This is a genomic window from candidate division Zixibacteria bacterium HGW-Zixibacteria-1, assembly GCA_002838945.1.
GTDB lineage: Bacteria > Zixibacteria > MSB-5A5 > GN15 > PGXB01 > PGXB01.
The window spans coordinates 31,871-53,305 of sequence record PGXB01000018.1; the positions used below are offsets into that span (position 1 = coordinate 31,871).

At 47.5% G+C, this 21,435-nt stretch carries 16 protein-coding genes; 5 read left to right on the plus strand and 11 right to left on the minus strand.

Features of this window, described 5'->3' with window-relative positions:
• Positions 1 to 31: 31 nt before the first annotated feature.
• The 11 genes from CVT49_08510 to rsgA all read right to left on the minus strand — a co-directional run bounded on the left by CVT49_08510 (position 32) and on the right by rsgA (position 13,600).
• The gene (locus tag CVT49_08510) at positions 32 to 2,191 is read right to left on the minus strand and encodes a hypothetical protein (protein PKK83452.1); all 2,160 of its coding nucleotides are present in this window, start codon (positions 2,189 to 2,191) and stop codon (positions 32 to 34) included.
• A gap of 185 nt (positions 2,192 to 2,376) precedes the next feature.
• Positions 2,377 to 3,324, minus strand: a complete 948-nt coding sequence (locus tag CVT49_08515; GenBank protein ID PKK83453.1) for a SufBD protein — start codon at positions 3,322 to 3,324, stop codon at positions 2,377 to 2,379.
• A complete protein-coding gene (locus CVT49_08520) occupies positions 3,321 to 4,064 on the minus strand; it encodes an ABC transporter ATP-binding protein (GenBank protein PKK83454.1) in 744 nt (247 codons plus the stop codon). Before CVT49_08520 ends, CVT49_08515 begins: the two co-directional genes overlap by 4 nt.
• A 162-nt stretch (positions 4,065 to 4,226) precedes the next feature.
• The gene (locus CVT49_08525) at positions 4,227 to 5,594 is read right to left on the minus strand and encodes a hypothetical protein (protein PKK83455.1); all 1,368 of its coding nucleotides are present in this window, start codon (positions 5,592 to 5,594) and stop codon (positions 4,227 to 4,229) included.
• Between the two features lie 44 nt (positions 5,595 to 5,638).
• Positions 5,639 to 6,217 (minus strand): penicillin-binding protein activator LpoB, encoded by a 579-nt coding sequence (locus CVT49_08530; protein PKK83456.1) that lies wholly within the window; start codon positions 6,215 to 6,217, stop codon positions 5,639 to 5,641.
• 235 nt (positions 6,218 to 6,452) lie between these two features.
• On the minus strand, positions 6,453 to 7,091 hold the full coding sequence (locus CVT49_08535) for an MjaI family restriction endonuclease (protein PKK83457.1): 639 nt from the start codon (positions 7,089 to 7,091) through the stop codon (positions 6,453 to 6,455).
• The gene (locus tag CVT49_08540) at positions 7,069 to 8,379 is read right to left on the minus strand and encodes a DNA methylase N-4 (protein PKK83458.1); all 1,311 of its coding nucleotides are present in this window, start codon (positions 8,377 to 8,379) and stop codon (positions 7,069 to 7,071) included. The genes CVT49_08535 and CVT49_08540 overlap by 23 nt, the downstream gene beginning before the upstream one ends.
• Before the next feature lie 210 nt (positions 8,380 to 8,589).
• On the minus strand, positions 8,590 to 9,339 hold the full coding sequence (locus CVT49_08545) for a short-chain dehydrogenase (protein ID PKK83459.1): 750 nt from the start codon (positions 9,337 to 9,339) through the stop codon (positions 8,590 to 8,592).
• Positions 9,340 to 9,498: 159 nt separating this feature from the next.
• Positions 9,499 to 11,688: an alpha-amylase gene (locus tag CVT49_08550; GenBank protein ID PKK83460.1), complete on the minus strand. Its 2,190-nt coding sequence runs from the start codon at positions 11,686 to 11,688 to the stop codon at positions 9,499 to 9,501.
• Positions 11,688 to 12,590, minus strand: coding sequence for a hypothetical protein (locus tag CVT49_08555; GenBank protein ID PKK83461.1), 903 nt, complete (start codon positions 12,588 to 12,590; stop codon positions 11,688 to 11,690). Before CVT49_08555 ends, CVT49_08550 begins: the two co-directional genes overlap by 1 nt.
• A gap of 89 nt (positions 12,591 to 12,679) precedes the next feature.
• Positions 12,680 to 13,600 (minus strand): ribosome small subunit-dependent GTPase A, encoded by a 921-nt coding sequence (rsgA, locus tag CVT49_08560; GenBank protein PKK83462.1) that lies wholly within the window; start codon positions 13,598 to 13,600, stop codon positions 12,680 to 12,682.
• Positions 13,601 to 13,977: 377 nt separating this feature from the next.
• On the opposite strand from rsgA, the gene CVT49_08565 reads away from it, so the two are divergent.
• The 5 genes from CVT49_08565 to CVT49_08585 all read left to right on the plus strand — a co-directional run bounded on the left by CVT49_08565 (position 13,978) and on the right by CVT49_08585 (position 21,138).
• Positions 13,978 to 17,019 (plus strand): preprotein translocase subunit SecA, encoded by a 3,042-nt coding sequence (locus CVT49_08565; protein PKK83463.1) that lies wholly within the window; start codon positions 13,978 to 13,980, stop codon positions 17,017 to 17,019.
• A 78-nt stretch (positions 17,020 to 17,097) separates the two neighbouring features.
• Positions 17,098 to 17,508: an arsenate reductase gene (locus CVT49_08570; GenBank protein PKK83464.1), complete on the plus strand. Its 411-nt coding sequence runs from the start codon at positions 17,098 to 17,100 to the stop codon at positions 17,506 to 17,508.
• Between the two features lie 9 nt (positions 17,509 to 17,517).
• The gene (locus tag CVT49_08575; GenBank protein PKK83465.1) at positions 17,518 to 18,201 is read left to right on the plus strand and encodes a hypothetical protein; all 684 of its coding nucleotides are present in this window, start codon (positions 17,518 to 17,520) and stop codon (positions 18,199 to 18,201) included.
• A complete protein-coding gene (locus CVT49_08580; GenBank protein PKK83466.1) occupies positions 18,182 to 19,741 on the plus strand; it encodes an insulinase family protein in 1,560 nt (519 codons plus the stop codon). Before CVT49_08575 ends, CVT49_08580 begins: the two co-directional genes overlap by 20 nt.
• Positions 19,738 to 21,138, plus strand: a complete 1,401-nt coding sequence (locus CVT49_08585) for an insulinase family protein (GenBank protein ID PKK83467.1) — start codon at positions 19,738 to 19,740, stop codon at positions 21,136 to 21,138. Before CVT49_08580 ends, CVT49_08585 begins: the two co-directional genes overlap by 4 nt.
• Positions 21,139 to 21,435 lie beyond the last annotated feature (297 nt).

The window sequence follows — 21,435 nt, forward strand, 5'->3', positions numbered from 1 at the left end:
GTCAGACCCGCCCTGAGTGTCACTTTTCTTTCTATGGGCACGCCGGCGCCGGCCCGCCCTTATATAAGTAATTAATTAGATAAGTTACATCCAGAATATTTGTGTTTCCGTCTTCGTTTATATCACCGGCTTCGGGAGGAATGGGTGCAGAACCGCCCTTGTACAAATAACTGATCAGAAATGTCACATCCAGGATATTAATATTGCCTTCACCGTTTACATCGCCGCAAATAAACTCGCAGGCATCACCGACCCCGTCAAGATCACCGTCGGCCTGATCCGTATTATAAACCGACGGGCAATTATCCGCCGCGCAGATATTTTGAGGAAAACCCGGATTCCCGTATCCATCGCCGTCAATGTCCGTGCAATCGTCACAACTGTCGCCGGCGCCGTCACCGTCAAAATCGACCTGGTCGCTGTTTGCCGCACCGGGGCAATTATCGCATATATCTCCGACACCGTCTGCGTCGCCATCCTCCTGGAGCGGATTCGGCGTTCCGGGGCAGTTGTCGATAGTGCACGTATTTGCTGCGAAACCGGGATCACCGAAACCGTCGCCGTCATTGTCGGTGCACTCATCGCAGGCATCGCCGACACCGTCGGAATCGTAATCAGCCTGATCGCTATTGGCGTCAGTAGGACAGTTGTCGCACAGATCGCCGATCATATCACCGTCCACATCGCTCTGATTGGCATTGGCATTATAAGGGCAATTGTCACATAAATCGCCGAAACCGTCACCATCGACGTCATCCTGTCCGCTGTTGGCGACATTCGGGCAATTATCGTCAAAGAAGAAAACACCATCCCCGTCGCTGTCGAGAAGATCCAGCCGCTTCATATCAAGATAAACATCATCGCTGCCCGCAATCTGATACTCGAACAGTACTTTCAATCCGCCATCCCCGATATCGGCTGTACGGTATTCATCAACTACTATCTGGTTCGAACCGCTCACCCTTTCCGGGCTGCTCCAATCGGCTCCCCCATTGACACTGTAACTGGCAAAAAGGTGATTATTACTTACGAAGGTACACACAAATGTGCTGTCATTCACATGCGAGATTTCAGGAAAATTCTCAGGCGAAGCCGTGGCAGCAATAACGCTCATATTGGTCAGGCTGTTCAGATCGCCGTCATTGGCAAACCAGCAGACGATATCCTTATTGTCGGGAAGCGAATCATTATAAGTCGCGGCAGCTATCACGATATGGTTATCATAGGCTGCTACTACCGGATAAATAATATGTTGATCAGGATCAGTAAAATTTTTCTCCAGCGCTACTGTGCCGGAATCCCAGACACCATAGATATCCTGCCTGACAAACAACTGAAACTGGTCGTCATCCGAATCATACCGATCATAAACAGAATATGCCCTCATCCCGACCGGATCGATATCGGCCGAAGTGGTCTTGCAACTGTCAAGTGTTGTATGATAGCTTATCATTGCCGTCGAGGGGCCGACCAGATACATTATATGCGGCGCGTCATAAAGATTATAACCGGGATAAGTGCGGCTCAAAACCATCGACTGGTAGCCCCAGTGCCATGATTCAAGGCTGTTGTCGCAAGCTATTTCATTCATTTTCATACTGTGCCATCCCTGACCAGCGTAACTGGCCCAGCCGACCGACCAGGTGTAGGCATCCATCGGATCGGGGATTTCCATAAGCATAAAGGCGGCGCCGTTCTGAAAATCGAGCGGCGGAACGAAAGTCCCGTAAAATTGCGTTCCCTCGCCCCAGTAATCAATCGACGGGTACATCCCGCCCCGCAGGTCAAGATAGCAGCATGTCGTCCAGTTGGCACCGTCATCATCCGAGCCGTTCCAGAACATATAGCTGTTTAAATCTGCTCCTTCATAATACTCAAATCCGCGGACAAGCGTATCGGCGCCATTATCGCCCAGAGCCGGATGGTACATTCCGGTCAAAGTCGATTTTTCGCCGGTGGCCTTATTCAAATCATTCAAAAGGCCGGGCAGTCTTTCATCCCCATAGCGGTATTTCTCGAATTCAACCGCCTGATACTGCGGTTTTTCGGATATTATCGAAGTCTTGACTTCGCCGTCTGAATATAATCTTTGCCGCAGCGAGGGTTTTTCTGCCTGTACCGGGCAGAATGAAACTAATAGAAGTGTAATCACTGCAAACAGCCATCCGATTTTTCTTAAATAAATATTCATGTGCAGCACCTCGTTATCTAAAAGCTTTGTGCAGTTTCTTCTTTTATTTCATGCGCAGACATACTGAGCCCGCGCTTAAATTGTGGAAAACAAAGAATACTAATAAATCCGAAGTCGGTTTTCGGAGCTATTTAAATATAGATGAAAATGTCAGGCTGTCAACTCAATAATATTAATTATTCAAGTCAGTCTTCCCGGCGGCTCAGCAACCCGTTGATGATAATCTCCACGGCATCATCTTCGTCAAGCCCACGTGACATAAGAGTTTCAAGCTGCTTGCTGTCAACGCTTCCGATAGCCGCCTCATGGGTGATATGCGCCTTAGGGTGACGCACTTCCACGATCGGAATCGCCGTTGCCATGCCCTCATCCTGGACTATTTCCTTGCAATCAACATGGCCGCGGGCAAACGCCGCCGTCGCCGTCATTTTGTTATAGACTTCGGCCCTGGCTTGATCCCTGACAGCTATTTTCGAAATCAGCACGCCCCGGGCGTATTCGCCGTTAAGATGCCCTGTTTCCCTGATCTTAATAATATCATCCTTGCGGCCGCTTATCCGGGCCGTCATATCGACCACACTGTATGAATCGCCGCTGGTCTCATAATCTATATCAATCAGACCGACCCGGCCCTTGATGAGCTCGAATTCCGTCTTGAAAATCGCCTTCTTTCCGACCTGAACAACCGCCTTCGGATATACCTTGACGCCTCCCTCAGGACTGTGGACATGCTTCTCGAAATAATTATATTCGGCGCCGTCGCCGATTCTGAGTTTGGCATCCATAATATGCTGAACATCGACCGCCTTGGGGAAAACGCAGTGCGCCAGCAGTGAAATTTTGGAACCGGCGCCGATATCGACATCCATAATAATGCGCTGGACCCCTGTCTTGGGAAGCATCCCGAAACACAGATGCACCGGCTTCTCGACAACCGTGCCCGGGTCAAGCTTCATGACCATGTCGATACCATCTTCGAGTTCCTTGACCGTGATATTCAAACCGGGAACGGCATGCATGCCCAGAACATGATTGCCGTTGATTACCAGATGCGCCGTATCGGGGTCTTTGAGGTTCGGGTCAGTATCGGTGTACTTGTACAATTCATTTATCGTTTGTAGATCGGTCGTCATGGCTGCTCTCCGATAATCTGCAGATTGGGAAAATTCTTGTGATCACACGGCAGGCAGTTGCGCTCGAAATATTTCCTGATCCGGCTCACGGTACCTTTATCCACCATGCGCCCATGACAGAGAAGAAACGCATGTTCGGCCTGGTCCAGAACGGCGAGACTGTGGGTGATAAGGATAACCGTCGTGCCGTCGTCACGAAGCATCCTGACCGCCTCAAAAATCCGCTCGATCGATTCTATATCGATTCCGGAGTCGGGTTCATCGAGCAGAGCCACTTTCGGCCGCATCGCCAGAATTGTGGCCAGCTCGACTTTTTTACGCTCACCGCCGCTGAGGGTCTTGTCGGCCGCCCGTTTCCAGTATTCAGCGGGATCAAGCCCGACCTTGGCCAGAATCGATTTTAGATTGTCGTCATCCTTGTCTTTGGCCGAGGCCCGGATAAAATCGCGAATCGGCAAACCCTCGAACCGCGCCGGTTCCTGCCAGGCCAGGGTGATACCGCGCTTGGCGCGCTCATCGACACTTAAATTCTTAATCGACTCGCCATTGAATTTTATGTCCCCTTCGACATTAGTATAGCCGGACAGCCCCATAATCACCGCCGCCAGGGTCGATTTACCCGCCCCGTTGGGGCCGACCACGGCATGGACATGCCCTTCCCAAAAATCTATACTGAGACCGTTTAAGATCGCTTTACCGTTTAGCTGGAGTTTTAAGTTCTCCACTGCCAGAATACCCATAGTCAATTCCTTCCGTCATTCGGCTCAGCGGCATAAATTGCATGGCCTCGCCACCGCCGCAACTTACTATATTTCCATATAATAAACACAAAACACCGACTCTTGTCATCTGATTTTGCGATTTTTTTTGTGTAATTTGCGAAAGAAGAAAATGGAGCAATGTCAATTAAGCGAGACGGCCTCGACCAAATTCAAACCCCGTTCAAGGACTTTATAATTATTTACGGTAGTCACGCTTATAACATTCCCGGCCTCATCGAGAAATTCAATCGTCAGATCGTATTCCCCCGGCGCGATCTCGAAATCGCCGACATAAATCCGCCCCGGCAACAAATGCGAACAGCGCAAATCGGCGTTTTCGGTAATATCGGCCCCGATATCGATGGCCGCTTTTTTAAGCCAGCCGTCCAGTCCTCCGGTATCGGCTTTCTTTTTCATTTTGTACGTTGTCAGCCCTTTGAAAATCGCCCGCGCCACCGTCCTGAGATAGATCAGCGATTTTTTGGCCTCGAATGTCTCCGTCGCCACTTTCGAAATATCTTCGATCAACTGCAATTCTCCGATGAACATGGAATCGGCCGTGACCCGAATCCGGGTGATTACCGACGGCCGCTCGATTATCTTGGGAATAGCCAGCTTGAAATAAAAATCCTGCGAAACCTTCATCGGAATATGGCCGTATTCGGTGTCCTGGCGCCATGGGTCGGTATAGAGAATCTGCACCAGATTGAGATCTTTATCGGTGCGGATTCGAAGATTCAGCGCCTCCTTGACCGGCGAAAGCCCCGCCAGGCCGACAATACTCAAAATCGACTTGTCTTCGGAGTAATATTTCACCTCGGGCATTTCGAAATCATAAATATACGGTTGTTCGCGGAAAGCGCTGACCAGAAAATCATGATCGATCCGGGCATCATCAAGCCGCCCGTCAGCCGCATAAATGTGCATGCTCAAATACCGGGCAAAAGCGGCATTATTGAATCTGACCTTCTCCGCGCTGTATTTGATATCCACCCGCGCGGTATCCTCCTCGGCCCCCTGATTGTACCGTGCCGCCATATCGCCATATTTTTGTTCGAGTAATTCCAGTTTTTCGTTGGCCCGGCGTATTTCCACAAAAGCATCATCAAACCTGTCCATCACGATAAAATTAAGCGCCTTGACAAGATTGGAATACAATATTTCATAATCCTCGCCGGAATAATCGAGCACATTATCATTAAGCAACAGCGACGTTGCCGCCTTGGAAATGCTTTTGGTAAACAATTCCCGGGCGGCATCCTCCGCCTCGGTCAGTTTGTTATTGCTGGAATCGAACTGATCGGCGTAATGATAGGCCAGTCCGGCATCAAGATAGTACAAAAAGCGGTCTTTTTCCTTGTATTTGCCTTTCTCCTTCGCTTCTTCGATTTTCTCCACCGAAGCCTTATAATCGCCTTCGCGAAGCTCCTCCGTTATCGGGTCATAGAAGGCATTCTGTGTCGAAAGTGAGGCGCACCCGGATTGCAAAACAAGGCACAACAGCAGCATTATTGCTGCTGTCATGCCTGATATATATATTCTATGGATCGGGTTTACCACTTGGTCTTGCCCTGAGATATTTCCTTCTTGATTTTCTTCGTACCGATCCAGACTTTTTCCATCGACTCGATATTGATCATCTCCAGGTCGGTCTGGTAATAAACGACCTTGATTCCTTCAACCTGATCGACAATGGTCTTAATGGCGCCCATCAGGATAAAATCGGCCCCGGTTTCATTACGGATTTTCTTCATCGTCTCTTTAGAGGCAAAATCCTGCTGGTCAAACCTCTCACCGCGGATTTCATCCCGCTGCCCGCTGCTGGCCACAAAACGAACCTTGCCCGAATTGATCAGCTCGCGCTCGAAATCGGCCGTAAAAGTTTCGGTGTCGATATGTTCGGAGCTCATATTCCGTATCGTCCCGACCGTTACCACCGGCTTATTACCGGTTGCGGCCGCAAAATCTGTTATCCAGACACGCGCCACCGCGTCGGTTATCATCTCCTGCGCCACCAGGCGGGCGTCGGTGTCGTTCCAATTCCCGCTCAAATCGGTCTGAGTTTCGGGATCGATGCGGGTAACCTGGGTCGATGAACCGCCGCATCCGGCCACCAGTAACCCCATCAGCATCAGAATTACTACATGTTTCACTTTTGACTCCCTTCAAAAAACATATTTTCGTTATTCTATAGTCTTATATCAGATATTGCTGGATATATCTTTATACAAACAAGCTGAAATTTCAACAAAAAGTTATATTGTGGGGAATTCACGGTTCCGCCAAAAACCGTAACATAATTGCCGTAGACAATTCACATTTCAATGCGGCATTGCCTGCAATGTTCATTATCCAAGCTGTTACAAATTATACAAGATTCTGCAAACGTCTGATTTCCGATTTTATATCATCTATTACTTCAATATTTTGAATTTCCTTGGAACCATCCTTTTTTATTGAAATAACATAAAATACTTTCCCTTGATATTTTTTGGAAAACTTTATATGAGTTAATTTTTGCAATTCTCTTTCCTTATAAATCTGTGTTATGTGTGAGACATCACTTGCTGGTTTAATTTGTAATCCAATATATTTGCCATCAATATCAATATAGAAATCAACATTGAATAACCTGTCCCACTCATCAGGTGCAGGCTCAATTCGCTGTTCCAATATTTTTTCCAATTGGCCATAAACCGTTTTGATTTCTGTCAAATATCCATCGTAAGTCCTGTTTATCACCAAATTATATATGTAATCAATACAATCATTTTCATTTATTGAATCAATCTCAGCGGCAAGCACTTCAGTAATCTTTATATAAAGTCTACGGCCCAACTCTTCGATATGTTCTCGTGATTTAATATTCTGGAAGTAATAATTTTCCCACTCCTCCAAATTCTTTGGGGCGCATTTCCTTATAGCCTCTGAGACAGCGCCAACATTTCTCTTGAAATTGAATTGAAAACGATTAGTCGCAGAATTAAGTAGCCACTCTTTTGCCATTATATCCCTTTTTCAACTTATTTAATGATACATTTGTGATTGCAGTAGAATCATCGACCAAAGCCAATCCATATTTAACCAAATGTGCATTAATAAATGTCTTGTTTTTTAAATAGAGGTAGCAAAGTAAATTATTGTCTGAATCATACTTAATTTTATCAAATTTTAAGAATACTTTTTTGCCCTTTACCTTACTTATGAGAAATTCATTAAATTCCATTAATTGATTTTCATTTACTTTAATGCCTGCCAATTTGACTGACAAACCATTATCTAATAATAGCTTGTTATTGGGCAATATTTTCTTTACTGTATAGTAATCTTGCTTTTCCTTTGTACCTGAATCAATCTTTGAACCAAAGGATAGCTTCTTTATATCAATTTTTTTGTCAAATGCAACTGGATCTTTGAAATTATATGGAAAGGATTTCATTTTTTTAAAAAAGTCAATATTGGGAGAACTGGATATAATGAACTCAATTTCATAATCTTTCTCAAAGATATCACCTTTGTCTAATTTTAATTTATTGATGATTACTTCTTTAAAATCCTGATTAATTTCATATCCTATTGAATTTCTTTGAAGATTTTTTGCCGCTAAAATCGTCGTTCCACTACCCAAGAAAGGATCTAAAACAGTGTCTCCAACAAAGCTAAACATCTTTATAAGTCTACGAGGTAATTCCTCTGGAAACATTGCCAAATGGCCATTTTGCTTTTCGCCCGCAAAATTCCAATGGCCATTAAAATAAAGATTCCATTCCTCTTTGCTTAATATTGACTGCTGCTTCTGCCTTTTTTCGACTTTTGGTACATCTCCATATTTCTTAAAAATCAAGATAAATTCATAATCTATTTTCAATATTCCGTTTCTTGGATACGGGAATGAGCCCATTATGGTCGCACCACCTGTAGTATTACAAGTTGTTACCTTTTGCCAAATTATTGCCCCCATATAATCAAATCCTATTGTCTCACAGAATTTGATTATTTCAGTTCTAATTGGGATAACCTTGTATCTTCCATAATAGACCGAGCGAGCAAATTGATCACCGATATTAATGCATAGTCGGCAACCCTTGTGTAAGACTCTGTGGCATTCTGACCATACTAGATTTAGATTATTTATATATTGTTCATATGTATCATTAAAACCTATTTGATTTTCCTTGCCATAGTCTTTTAATTGCCAATAGGGCGGTGATGTAACTACCAAATGAACACTTTCATTTGGAATTATTGCGAGTTCACGCGAATCGCCAAAAACTATTTTATGTGAAGTTTTCATAACCAAATAATATATTCCTTTTTCAATAATATGACATCACTAATATAATAATTTTATTAAATCTTTTGTAACTCATTCTGTTCCAGCTTACTTTATTCGTTTTTTATGGGCATTAGGACATCATTAATATAGATGACTTTCGGATAATATACTTATCAAGACTTACCTCTATTTGTCTACATTTACTGATTGCCCGAACTACATATCACTTTACAGCATCAACGCCCCGCCGGAGACCGCAATGTAATTACCCGTCACAAACCCGGCATCGTCGCGGACCACCATCAGCACCGCACCGGCGATATCTTCCGGCTGGCCCACGCGCTTCATCGGTGTCATTCTGGCCGAATCTTCAATCCGCTCCTTCGGCAGCCATGAAGTCGCATCGGTGATAGTCAGCCCCGGCGCGACCGTGTTGACCCGGATACCGAATGGTCCCAGTTCCAGCGCCAACGACTTCATCAAGCCGTCCACTCCCGACTTGGCCGTGGTGTGGGAGCTGAATCCGAAGCCCGGATGCCGCGACAACCCGCTGCTGATTCCGACTATACACCCCTTCTTGCGCTCGATCATCTGCGGTATGACAAGCTGCGCCGGATGGAAAAAGCCGCGGATTTCACCCAGCACCTTGTTTTCGAATTCTTCCGTGGTCAGTTCCATAAAAGCCTTCCATGGCACACTGGCGCCGGCATTGAGAACCAAAATGTCGATCTTGCCCAATTCGGCATTAGTCTTCTTCACCATTTCGGCGACCTCGTCGCGCTTGCGGACGTCGGCCTGGACCATAATCGCTTTGCCGCCATTATCAATGATTTCCTTGACCACCGCTTCAGCCGGTCCCTTACTCTGAAAATAATTAACCGCCACTGCCGCGCCATGCCGCGCCAGCAGTTTCGCCGTCGCCGCGCCGATTCCCCGGCTGGCGCCGGTTACCAATGCCACTTTCCCTTTGAGTTCCATAGCTGACTCCTTCCGATTTATGCCTTTTGATAATTAAATATTTCTATTCTCATATATTAATAATCACAAATCCTAAAACAGATGTCAATGTACATCAGACAGGAAAAAAACCAGACAAAAAAAAGGCGGCCCGAAAGCCGCCTTTGAGATTTCATAACATCACAATTTCTGAACCGGCGTTTCCTGCCCCCTGGCCAAAAATCTGCGCGGGAGATTTTCCGGTTTGCCCGAAAACAGCAGGAAAGACACTTCGAACGGAACCCCCTTCTTGAGCGAAATATCGAATATATTCACAATCGAGGTTCCCTGGTACACTTTCTCGAAACCACCCTCAGAAAGGGAAATAGTGAATATCGGCACCTGCCAGACTTCCCCCTCGCGGTCAGGCATGACCGCTATTACAAGCTTGCCCCAGTCATCATTCAGGATGGTCGATGTAAATCCTTTGTGTGAATTTACGGCATCAAGGAAACTGTTTTCAGGTCTGACGCCGCCGAACGTTATATAGCGGTCATCGGCATGACCTGCCAGCAGGTTGAAATTGTTCTCCACCGCAAAACGAATCCCGGAGATATTATCCTTTTCGGCGGTCAGGCTGTAATTGACGCTGATGACATCCGAATCTTTCTGGAAATAGTAGCTTTTTACGATAGTCAGCGGCTTAATGCCATCCTCACGCCAGAGATGCCCGTTTCTCTTCAACCGAACCGTCCCGGCATCGCCGCCGGGGCTGTACTGCCACGGCTCCAGCACGAAATCGCCGTCATCGCCGAACTTCCCCGAAGCAAACTTATTGATATCGGTGTCCGATTTTATAAAATGATCCACAAAGCACCGACGCAAATACCAATCTTCGGCCAGAAGCTTGTTCAAACCGGTTTCTTTGGTCAGCACCAGATCATGAATCGATTCGGTTTCATCGCTTTCCGTCGTGTCGCCGTCAAGTTTGGCGGTGGCTAATTTGCGATGGTACCCCTCCAGCCTGCGGGTAAGCGTATCGGTAATCGAAAAAGCGGCTTCACGGTTATCCAGTTCGACCAGCGTTCCTCCATAAGATGGCTTTATAATGGCATAAAATTTATTGGTCGTAACCAGCACTTCGCTGTGCCCGTCGCTGTCATAATCGACCATAGTTTTCTGCACTTCTTCAAGTTCGGGGGTCAATAGGTTTTCCGCCGATATGATATTGCTGTAAATGGCACTCCTTATATGCGCCAAATATAACCCGCCAAAAACACCGTGCCAATAGGGGCAGTTGCACTGGGCGGCATAAAGATGGTGCCGGGCCTGGTCGAACGGGTCATGACGCGTCGGATTCTGCCTGATGAACTGCTCCAGCTTATTTGAGACATGCAGCATCCGCTTGTGCATCATATTGACTTCTTCATACTTGGCCAAAAAACTGCGCCAGTGTCCGCCCCGCACGAACCGGCCATACCGCTCCAGCTTGCCCGATTCCTTGAGCCATTTTTCGAATTCTTCATATTCCACGAACGCCTTCGCCGGAAGCGACCAGTGCAACATCTCGGCATATGAAGCTGTCGGCAGATACACCCTTCCAACCGGCCTGGTTACCGCCGCCTGACCCAGCGTAATCACTTCAAGCCAATCCGAGTTATCAGACAGCGCCGTAAAAAATTCCTCCAGCCATCCGTCCGTATAACAGTGCCGATGCGTCTTGGGCCAGACGCCGAATTTCTCGCCGTCATCGGCATACACGGCCAATCCACCCGGATTTTTTTCGGCCTGCCGTTTCAACTCATCGATCACTTTCTCGACCGTTCCGAATGGAATCCGGTAACGAAGTTTCTTTTGTATCGGCAGCAGCTTCACGACAGCGCCTTCCTCCTCGGTCAGAAAAACCCCCTTCAAATCATCCGGCTCCATCCCGGTGTAGATGAAATGTGTATCGTCTATCGGAAGGTATTCAACGCCGGCCTTCTTGAGCGCTTTCGGAAGGTGCGGCTCCCAGACCCGCTCGGTCAGCCATAATCCGGTCGGATCAACGCCAAACTGGCCGTAAAGATAGCGGCTGAGCATTTCTATTTGACCATGCTTGTCGCGATCCGGAATCATGGGCAAAATCGGCTCATAAAAGCCGCCGGTCATTAGCTCCAGTCGTTCATCATATATAAGTTTCTGAACCAGATCGAAATATTTTATATCCATCTCACCCTGCCAGGTCCATAAAATGCCCGACTGGTGGAGCGACATTTTTAGTTTATCGAACTTTTCGAATAATTCCAGGAAGGGTTTGTAAGCCAGTTTGTGGGCCTGTTTAAAAACCGAGTCGAAATTCCCAATCGGCTGGTGGTTATGAATTCCTATGGCCAGCTTAAACTTCTCCATTAAAACAACTCCACTTTCAAGTCAATATATTTGCGGGGATTTTCCCTGATATCATTTATTAAGGCATCGAGATTGGAAGCGGTTTTTCGCAAGTCATCATACAATCGACGGTCATCGACCAGCATCTGAATCGTTCCATCACCCTTATTGAGGTTGTCGGCGAACTCACGGGCCGCTTTCGACATCTGTTCCAGATCCGTCACTACCCCGTCCATCCGGCGTGAAACATCCTCAACCCGGACCAGCGTCGAATCGACCTTTTCGGTGCTTCCCGAAACCAGTTTTTTCAATCCTTTCGATGCCGCCAGAAAATTCTCGGCGGTTTTGTCGAAATTATTACGATTCCGCTCCAGGTATTCCGCGAGCGATTCCGAAAGTTTTTCAAAATTGCCGATGGCATTGGATAGTTTGTCGAGATTCTCGTCGGAAGCAATCGAGCCTTTGATGGCAAACACCAGATTTCGCAACTCGGTGGTCATCTCCCCCATCATTCCCATAACTTCAGGAATGCCGGTATCATATGAACCCTGCGCCGGAATCGACAAATCCAGCGGTTCTTCGGATGCCCCCGGCCGAACCGCCACGAACCGCTCACCCATCAGACCGATATTTTTGACGGTGAAAGAGGCATCCTTTTGGAGTCCCACTTCCTTGCTCATAGTCATAGTGACCAGCACGCCGCCTTCATGAAGAGTCATATTTTTGACCTTCCCCATGCGGATGCCGGAAACCATCACCGGGTTCCCTTTGGCCAGCGAGCCAACCTCTTCGAAAACCACCAGAACCGGCTGATATTCCTGGCCGAAGCGATATCCCTGTATCCAGAAAATCGCCGCCGACAGAATAATGAGACCGGCAATGATGAGAAGCCCGACTCTGAATTCTACGTTTTTGGATGCCATAACTTTATCCCGTACTAAAACAATTCGGTAACATCACATTTCATCTTAACTTATCGGGAGACAATATACAACCGAAATTATGAACGAAATCAGAGGGATTTGTAGATCGTCAGATAGCTTCTATATCTGAAAGCTGCTATCCGGCCTTCAGTTACCGCCTTTTTGACAGCACAATCCGGCTCGTGAGTATGGCTGCATCCGGTAAAACGACAGCCGTCGCGAAACTCTTCCATTTCCGGGAAAAAGCGCGCCAAATCTCCGCATTCGACATCCCACAACCCGAGAACCTTCAACCCGGGGCTGTCCACGACATAGCCGCCATTGGGTAATTCATACAATTCCACCCTGGTGGTGGTGTGGACACCCTTATCGGTGCTTTCGGAAACGGCCGCCACTCTTATATTCAAACCGGGAATTAGGTGATTGAGAATAGTAGATTTGCCTACTCCGGAGTGGCCGGCGAAAATTGTGATATGGTCGGCCAGATCCTTTGTCAGATTATCGAAACCTTCCCCGGTCACCGCCGATAAAATATGGCAACTTATGCCGAGACGGTTATAACCTTCCTGAAGCTCCGCAACCACGGCAGGGCGCCCCAGATCGATTTTATTTAAAATAATAATTGGTCGTAAATTCCCGATCTCGGCTGATATTAAAAACCGGTCGATTAAGCCCGGCTTGAGCGGTGGCTGCATGACAGACACGACCGCCGCCAGTTGATCGATATTGGCCGCAATAACCTGTTTCCTGGAGTCCATACCCTTGGCCGGACGGAAAAACATCGAGCGACGTTTTTCGACCTGTTCGATCATACCGGTTCCGTCGGGGTTGACGGATATGTATACTTCATCACCTACGGCAACCGGTGTTACCGCATCAGTATTGTATTTTACTTTTCCACGAATTTCGCAGGGGATCTCTTTATGCTGCGATCTTACAATAAAGGCCTTCCCATGCCCCCGGATGACGATCCCCTTAACGTTTTGGAAAGAAATAATCGTCCTCCTCAATTAGCAAATCACGCCAGTCCGTCTTCTTCTTTGATTTCTGGCTCTTCTTGATCTTCTGATCCCTTTCCTTGCTGCGGACGGAATCATTGCGTTTGTGCGACTTTTTGCCTTGTTTGTCTGACATCATGACCTTGTCCTAAAAATAACAACAGTTTGAATTATTGATATAATTATTATCGGAATATTCTTTATAATTTTTTAGATATTCTCTTCAATTTGTAGACATAAAGAAATACATCTTCCTGTGATTTAAAAATACACTACCTTCAAAAAAAAATCAACAGAAATATGCTGATTTTTGTTAAATATAAATGTTATTGAAGATGAATATCAAAAGTTATATATTGATTTATTACTCATGAAACGTAGGATAAAAAATGGCAAATATAATTACTAAAATATTCGGAACCAAACATGACCGGGATATAAAAAAAATACGCCCGCTTGTCGAAGAAATAAATGAATTTTATCAGCAGTATCAATCCCTGACTGAAGAGCAACTGACCGCCAAAACCGATGAATTCAAAAAACGTCTGGAGGAAGGTGAAACCCTCGAAGATATTCTGCCCGAAGCTTTTGCCGTAGTTAAGGATGCCTGCCGCCGGCTGTGTGGAACCAAGTGGGACGTGGCCGGGATGGAGATGGAATGGAATATGGTTCCTTACGACGTTCAACTTATTGGCGGCGCGGTTTTACATCAGGGGAAAATCGCCGAGATGGCCACCGGTGAAGGCAAAACCCTGGTGGCGACCCTTCCGATATATCTTAACGCGTTGAGCGGCAAAGGAGTACACCTCGTTACCGTCAACGACTATCTGGCCAAACGCGATAGCCAGTGGATGGGTAGAATTTATGAATTCCTCGGATTAACGGTCGGATGCATCCAGAATGATATGACCAATGCGGAACGCAGAATTGAATATAATAAGGATATCACCTACGGAACCAATAATGAATTCGGCTTCGATTATCTCCGCGATAATATGGCCCAGACCGTCGAGGACCGCGTCCAGCGCGGTTACAATTATGCCATCGTCGACGAAGTCGACTCGGTATTGATCGACGAAGCCAGGACGCCTCTTATTATTTCCGGTCAGGTGGAAAGCCTCATCCATAAAAGATATTCCGAGATGAATCCGATTGTCGAAACTCTCGTTCGCAAACAGACCAATCTCGTTAATGAAAAAATATCGAAAGCCGAAAGACTATTGCAAGCGGAAAATTCCGACGGCCAGTTCGAGGCCGGGCAACTGCTTCTGGCGGCCCGCAAAGGCGCTCCCAAAAATAAAAAATATCTGAAACTGGTTCAGGAACCGGGTATTCTCAATATTATCAATCAAGTTGAATCTACTTACATGCGCGACAAGAAATTACACGAAATGGACGAGACTCTTTATTATGTTATAGATGAAAAAGAAAACTCGATTAACCTGACCGATAACGGCCGCAGCCAATTCTCGCGCGAAGAACAGGAACTTTTTACAATCCCTGATATCACTGAAGCGTTGTCGCAGCTTGAGGGCGATGACTCGATGACACCGGAAGAAAAGACCGCAAAAATTGATGAGCTCTACCGCCTGCATTCTGAGCGTTCCGAAAAAGTGCACACAATTGGCCAGCTTCTGAAAGCCTACTCACTTTTCGAAAAGGATGTCGAATATGTCGTTCAGGATGACCGGGTCATGATTGTCGATGAGTTCACCGGCCGTATCCTGCCCGGGCGGCGTTATTCCGACGGCCTGCATCAAGCTATCGAGGCCAAGGAAAAAGTGCGTATAGAAAGCGAATCCCAAACCCTTGCCACAATTACGCTTCAGAACTATTTCCGTATGTATGACAAGCTGGCCGGTATGACCGGAACCGCCGAAACCGAGGCCCAGGAATTATTTGATATTTATAAACTCGATGTCGTTTGTATTCCGACCAATGAGCCGGTCCGAAGGATCGACTCCAATGATGTCATATACCGGACCCGACGCGAAAAATATAATGCCATTGTCAACGAAATCATCGATTGCTTTAATGCCGGCCGCCCGGTTCTTGTGGGAACGGTTTCCGTCGAAGTATCTGAAACCCTTTCGCGCATGTTGAAACGTACAAAAATTCCGCATAATGTTCTCAATGCCAAGTTCCATCAGATGGAAGCGGAAATTGTCTCCAAGGCGGGACATAAAGGGTCGGTGACCATTGCCACCAATATGGCCGGCCGCGGAACCGATATCAAGCTCGGCCCCGGCGTGGTAAAACACGAGAATTGCGCCCTGAAAGACCCCCGAACCGATGAGGAAATCTGCCCCTTTATTGATGAGCTTAAATGCCGCGAAAACGTCCCCTGCGGACTGCATATTATCGGCACCGAGCGTCATGAATCGCGGCGTATCGACCGCCAGTTGCGAGGACGTTCCGGCCGCCAGGGCGACCCCGGTTCTTCCAGCTTCTTTCTGTCTCTTGAAGATGATCTTATGCGCCTGTTCGGCTCCGACCGGCTGGGCCGGATTATGGATCGACTGGGCGTGCAGGAAGGCGAGGTTATCGCCCACCCAATGGTCAACAAAGCCATCGAACGCGCCCAGAAACGGGTCGAAATGCAGAATTTCGCTATACGTAAGCATACTCTTGAATATGACGATGTCATGAACTCGCAGCGCGAGGTTATCTATGACCGCCGACTGGCCGCCTTGGAGCGCGAATCGATTAAAGAAGAGATCATGGAACTGATCGAATCGGTCCTGCAGACGATTATCGACAATTATTGCCCGCCCAAGGAATATCCGGAAAACTGGAACCTGATCGAATTCAAAGCCGAGCTTTTGCGTGTTTACCTTCTTAACCTGGAATTTCGTCAGGAAGACATTCCGAACCTGACCCGCGAAAAGCTTTTTGACCAGGTACATAAGGCGGTTCTTACTTTCTATGAACAAAAAGAAAGATTGTACGGCGAGGATATCATGCGCCGGCTCGAGCGCTATGCCGTTCTTACTACCATCGACCGGCATTGGCGCGACAATATGTACGAGATGGATCAGCTTAAGACCGGTATCGGGCTGAGGGCCTATGGTCAGCGCGATCCGCTGGTCGAGTACAAGCGCGAAGCGTACCGGATTTTCGCCGAAATGATCCAGACGGTCGACAAGGATATTGTCGGAATGGTTTTCAAGCTGCAGGTACGGATGCCGGAAAAATCCCGCGAGGAGCGCCGCCGCGAAGCACAGAAGGAAGTCACCGCCATCCATCAGGAGACGGTCGGTATGGGCTTCGGCTCGGCGACACAGGCCGAGGAAGCCAATCCGATGGCGGACGCCTCGAAACGCGGCAAAGCCAAACCGATCCGCCGGGAAGTGGAAAAAGTGGGCCCCAATGACCCCTGCCCCTGCGGCTCCGGGAAAAAATACAAAAAATGCCACGGCCGAATGGAATAAACTTGGTTTGAATTATTGCAAATCGGATGCATCTTTATATAAATCCTGTCGTAAGAATTTCATAAAAGATATAATGATATGACCAATATCCTTTTTGTTTGCAGCGGTAATTCCGTCCGGTCGCAGATGGCTGAAGGGCTGGCCCGACATCTCGGCAACGGCGACTGTGAAATCAAATCGGCCGGGATTACACCCATCGGCGTCCACTCCGCCGCCGCAAAATCAATGAATGAAATAGGCATCGATATTTCGGCCCACACCTCCGATCATCTCAGCCGTGATTTGCTCGACTGGGCCGATTATGTTGTCACCCTGTGCAATTCGGTCATGATTGCCTTTCCCGTGCTTCCTCCCCGAACCAAACATATTCACTGGGATATTCCCAATCCTGACCGTTATTACGACAGTCCCGAACTGCAATTGAAGGGTTTTGCCCGCGTCAGAGATTTGTTAAAGGAAAAAATCGAAAAATTATTTGAAGAGATATAATAACTGAAAATGATACATACCATATTCTTCGATATCGGCGGCACCCTGGTGACTGGAACATCGGGCCTGCATATGCTTGCCCGAAGACTGGATGCTTCTCGGGAATCGGAAGTTTTCCAATCCCTTAAAGATGATTTCATGGCCATATATCTCGATGAGAATCCGCCGCGCTTTTATACTATCAAGGAAATCCTGGCCCTGACCGCCCAACAAACAGCCGCCCGGTTTGGACTGCCCGATGTCGGCAGCGAGGTTGTCGGGCTTTATCGCACCGCTTATCTGGAGCAGGGCTATATGTATGATGACACGGTGGAAACTCTCAAGAGACTTAAGGCGGACGGTATTAAAATCATTTTGATCAGTGACGCCGATGATGATGTCCTGGTGACACAGCTTAAGAATTTCGGCATCTGGGACTATTTCGATCATACCATTATATCGAGCATCACGCGGGCCTACAAGCCGTCGGAAAAAGTCGTCGCCAAAGCACGGGAATATTGCGACGAACCACGATCCGGCGTCCTCTTTGTCGGTGATACCATCGTGGATATAAAAACCGCGCAGAAGATGAGTGTCACATCGGTTCTTATAAACCGCGAAAATAATTTCAAGCTTGACGCTGATTACAAAATCACCGGATTAAATCAGCTCTTTGATATAATTCCGGCATTGAATGAAAAACAAAAGGAGTAATATGAAGCTGACATTGAGGCTATGCGCCATACTGTTGTTAATCCTTCCGGCGGCTCTTTTGGCGGCCGATGACGGCCTGCAGTTTCCGGTGCAGGAATTCAAGCTCGACAATGGTATGACTTTTCTCGTCGTAGAACGGCACACCGCCCCCGTTTTTTCAGGCTATATCTGTGTCGGGGTCGGGTCGGCCTATGAGAAAATCGGCAATATCGGTTCCGCCCATCTTCTTGAGCATATGATGTTCAAGGGTTCGCAGGAAGTCGGGACCACCGACTACCCGGCGGAAAAAGATCTCATGGCCAAGGAAGATTCTGTATGGGCCGCGATCGACGATGCCATGAAACTAACCCGGTACATCCGGCTGAATGAACCCGAAAAACTTGAGCAGCATCTCAAGTATATCGAAGATCTCAGGATTATTCTTGATTCCCTTGCCCAGGCCAGCTCCCAGTACGTCATCCAGAATGAATATGACGAAATCTACAGCCGCAACGGCTCCGCCCAATCCAACGCCACCACCGGATATGATTTTACTTACTACTATCTCTCGCTCCCCGCCAACCGGCTGGAACTCTGGTTCAATATGGAAGCAGGGCGGCTTCTTCATCCCGCCTTTCGCGAGTTTTTCCCGGAGCGCGATGTTGTCAGCGAGGAGCGCCGGCAATCGGTCGAAAACTCACCTGATGCCAAGCTTTTCGAGCAATTGATCGGAACCGCCTTCATTGCGCATCCATATCAGATATTCTGGGAATGGCAGTCGGAGGTTCATGAACTCACCCGGACCGATTTGCAGCAGTTTTTCGATACTTATTATATTCCCCAGCGCATTACGGTTGCAATAGTGGGCGATGTCAACCTGGATGAAGTCAAAAAGTTTGCCGAGGAGTATTTCGGACCGATGCCCCGCGGCCGCGACCCCGAACCGATTTACACCGTCGAACCGCCGCAGCCGGGCGAACGCAGGCTCGAGGTCGAATTCGATGCCAACCCGGCGGTGTCGATTGCTTATCACAAAACCGCTTTTGATGATCCGGAAGAACCGACCTTCAGCGTTATCCAGAGACTGCTTGGTGAGGGCCGCACCTCACGACTCTACAAATCCCTCGTACTCGACCAGCAGCTCTGTGTCGATGTCGGCATTTACACCTTCCCCGGAAACTACCTGGGCGATCTGCACCCCAATATAATCTATATTGATGCCTACCCTAAAGAAGGTGTTTCCACAGATACCGTCGAAAACGCCGTCTATGCCGAACTCCAAAAATTGGCCACGGTGCCGGTTGACACCAGTGAACTGGCCAAAGTTAAAAACAACATTGATGCCGATTTTGTCTGGAGCGCCTATACCAACATGGGATTGGCCATGTTTCTCGCCCAGGCTCAAAATCTGGCTCATGACTGGCATTATCTGTCGAAAATGAGAGAGCGCCTTAAAGCCGTCACGCCTGAAGATATCATGGCGGTCGCTGCAAAATATTTCACGAAGGAAAATCGCACTGTTGCCACGCTTGTTCCGACCAAGAAAGGAGGCGACCAATGAAACGAAATATTATAGTCAGCGCCGTCGTATTGCTTCTGACGTTGCCGGTCCTTGCGGAAAATCCGCGCGATATGGTTTTCCCGGCAATTCAGTTCGACTCTCCCGAACCGGATCGATGGGTTGCCGATAATGGCATTGTAGTTTTCTTCCTTGAAGATCACCAGTTGCCGGCCGTCGTTGGTCAGGCTATTATCCGCGGCGGAGATGTCTATGACCCGGCCGACAAAGTCGGCTTATCAGAAATTACCGCGACCCTTATCCGCTCCGGCGGGGCCGGAAACCGGACCCCCGGTCAGGTCGATGCCGACCTCGATTTCGTCGGGGCGCGTATATCCAGCTCATCATCGGCTGACGCCCTGTCAATGAGCCTGCAATGTCTGAAAAAAGACATTGACCCTGTTTTTCAGATATTTGCCGATATGCTGATTGATCCCCGTTTTGATACGGCCAAGATTACGATGGAAATTTCCAACAAAAAGGACCGTATTCTCCGGCAAAATGACGACCCCGGATCGGTTGCGCGCCGCATTTTCTATGAAACCATTTACAAAGGTCATCCGTACGGAAATTATGCAACGCTGGAATCGGTCGGCAAAATAAACCGTGATGATATTATCGCCCTTCATGATAAATATTATTCACCCGACAACTGCTTTCTTGCCTTTTCGGGAGACATGACTTCGGATGAACTGAAAGCATTGATAAATAAATATCTGTCTCGCTGGCAGAAAACGGGAACGATCCCGGTGCCTCCGCCGCAGGCGACTATGCAGTATCAGCCGGGTGTATATTATGCCTACAAGGATATCAATCAGGCCAATATTCGCTTCGGCCACCAGAGCATGGATACCAAAAATCCCGACCGTCATGCCATGGAAATCATGAATTTCTGTCTTGGAAGCGGCGGCTTTTCGTCGCGCCTCGCCAAGCAGGTCAGGACCACCGCCGGACTGGCCTATGGAGTCGGCTGCTTCGATTATCAAAGACCTCTCATGGGAACCTTTTTTGGTTATTGCCTTACCCGTTCCGATGCCATGGGGCAGGCAACCCGGATGATGATCGATATTATTAACGATGTGCGGCAAAATGGCATCACTAAAGATGAAATGGAACTGGCCCGGGATGCCATAATTAACAGCTATGTTTTCAACTATGACACTCCGGCCAAAATTGTGACGGCCAAGGCCAATCTTGAATATTTCGGTTTTCCGCTCGATCAGATGGAGAAGGATATTCAGGATTACAAGGCGATAACACTTGAAGATTGCAACCGGGTCGCCGGAAAATATCTCGACCTCAGTAAAGATGTGATCGTCTTTGTCGGAAACAGGGATATCTTCGATACACCTATCGAGACCTTCGGCCCGGTTACCGAAATTTCATTGGAGACAAAATAGGCCTCCTATTACCGCAGTAATATGAAAACACCGCCCCAAAACCGGGGTGGTGTTTTTTTTGCGAAGGAATTATCCCGGTAATCAAATTAATCCAGCCTGCCGTATTTACAAATTCCGAACCTTTCTTTATATTCATCCATGTCGTCTAAACCCGATATCAAAAGGAATGTTGTATGCGAATCAAAATTTGTATTGCAATAATTGTAATGGTGTTTGCCTTTCAAACATCTTCAGCCGAATATAAGGCAAGTTTTCTTTTGGGCCCCACAATCAGCCAAAGTTTTGGTCACTGTAATT